The following is a 2,286-nucleotide window of genomic DNA, read 5'->3' on the forward strand; positions in this document are numbered from 1 at the left end:
CTGGGCGGCGTCCAGGATCGCCGCGACGGGCTGCTTGATCCCCAGATTGACCACGTTGTAGCCGTTGTTGGACAGAATGATGTCGACCAGGTTCTTGCCGATGTCGTGGACATCGCCCTTGACCGTGGCCAGCACGATCGTGCCCTTGCCTTCCGAGTCGGACTTCTCCATGTGCGGTTCGAGATGGGCGACCGCGCTCTTCATCACCTCGGCCGACTGCAGCACGAACGGCAGCTGCATCTGCCCCGACCCGAACAGCTCACCGACCACCTTCATCCCCGACAGCAACGTGTCGTTGATGATCTCCAACGCCGGACGCACCGTCAGCGCCTCGTCCAGGTCGCCCTCCAGGCCGACCCGTTCGCCGTCGATGATCCGCCGCCGGAGACGCTCCTCCAGCGGCAGCGCCGCCAGCTCCTCCGCCTTCGAAGCCCGCACCGACGCCGAGGAGACGCCCTCGAAGAGCTCCAGCAGCCGCTGCAGCGGGTCATAGCCCTCCCGCCGCCGGTCGTAGACCAGGTCCAGCGCCACCTCGCGCTGCTCCTCCGGAATGCGGGCCGTGGGCAGGATCTTCGAGGCGTGCACGATCGCCGAGTCCAGCCCCGCCTCCACACACTCGTTGAGGAACACCGAGTTCAGCACCACCCGGGCCGCCGGGTTCAGACCGAAGGAGATGTTCGACAGACCCAGCGTGGTCTGCACCGCCGGGTGACGACGCTTCAGCTCACGGATCGCCTCGATCGTCTCGATCCCGTCCCGGCGCGACTCCTCCTGCCCGGTCCCCAGCGTGAACGCCAGACAGTCCACCAGGATCGACCCCTCGTCGATCCCGTACTCACCGGTCAGCTGGCCGATCAGCCGCTCCGCGATGGCCACCTTGGTATCCGCGGTGCGCGCCTGCCCGTCCTCGTCGATCGTCAGCGCGATCAGACCGGCCCCGTGCTCACGCGCCAGCGCCGCCACCCGCCCGAACCGGGTCTCCGGACCATCGCCGTCCTCGTAGTTCACCGAGTTCAGCACCGCACGGCCACCCAGCGCCTCCAGCCCCGCCCGCAGCACCTCGGGCTCGGTGGAGTCCAGCACGATCGGCAGCGTCGAGGCCGTCGCCAGCCGCCCCGCCACCTCCCGCATGTCCGCGACACCGTCACGACCCACATAGTCGACACACAGATCCAGCATGTGCGAACCGTCACGGATCTGATCCCGCGCGATCTCCACACACGCCTGCCAGTCCCCCGCCAGCATCGACTCACGGAACTTCTTCGACCCGTTCGCGTTCGTCCGCTCACCGATCGCCAGATACGAGGCGTCCTGCCGGAACGGCACCGACTGGTACAACGACGCCGCCGCCGGCTCCGGCCGCGGCGCGCGCGAGGTCACGGCACGACCCCGGACCCGCTCCACCACCGCCCGCAGATGCTCCGGCGTCGTCCCGCAGCACCCACCCACCAGCGACAGCCCGTACTCCCGCGTGAACGTCTCATGCGCATCCGCCAACTCACCCGGCGACAACGGATAATGCGCACCGTCCTTACCCAGCACCGGCAGACCCGCATTCGGCATGCACGACAAACCGATCCGCGCGTTCTTCGCCAGATACCGAAGATGCTCACTCATCTCCGCCGGACCCGTCGCACAGTTCAACCCGACGTAATCCACACCCAACGGCTCCAACGCCGTCAGCGCCGCACCGATCTCCGAACCCAGCAGCATCGTCCCGGTGGTCTCCACCGTCACCTGCACCAGCACCGGCAGATCCAGCCCCACCCCCGCCAACGCCCGCTTACACCCCAGGACCGCCGCCTTCGTCTGCAGCAGATCCTGACTCGTCTCCACCAGCAGCGCATCCGCACCACCCGCGATCAGACCCGCCGCATTCCGCTCGAACCCCGCCCGCAACACCTCAAACGGCGCATGCCCCAACGTCGGCAGCTTCGTCCCCGGCCCGATCGAACCCAACACCCACCGAACACGCCCATCACCCGCCGCGAACGCATCCGCCGCCCCCCGCGCGATCCGCGCACCCGCCTCCGACAACTCGAAGATCCGCTCCGAGATCCCGTACTCACCCAACGCCGAGAAATTCGCCCCGAACGTATTGGTCTCCACACAGTCCACACCCACCGCGAAATACGCGTCATGCACCGAACGCACAATGTCCGGCCGGGTCACATTCAGGACCTCGTTGCAACCCTCCAGCTGCTCGAAATCCTCCATCGACGGATCCTGCGCCTGAAGCATCGTGCCCATCGCCCCATCCGCAACCACCACACGAGTGGCGAGGGC

Annotated in this window: 1 protein-coding gene; it reads right to left on the bottom strand. The window is 67.5% G+C overall.

Annotation, left to right across the window (positions count from 1 at the left end):
• Positions 1-2,286 (bottom strand): homocysteine S-methyltransferase family protein (locus tag UK12_RS32295; protein WP_045306773.1); only part of this gene is annotated, 2,286 nt, incomplete at both ends.

Origin of the sequence: Saccharothrix sp. ST-888 (assembly GCF_000955975.1) — a bacterium.
In the GTDB taxonomy this organism is placed as follows: Bacteria; Actinomycetota; Actinomycetes; order Streptomycetales; family Streptomycetaceae; genus Kitasatospora.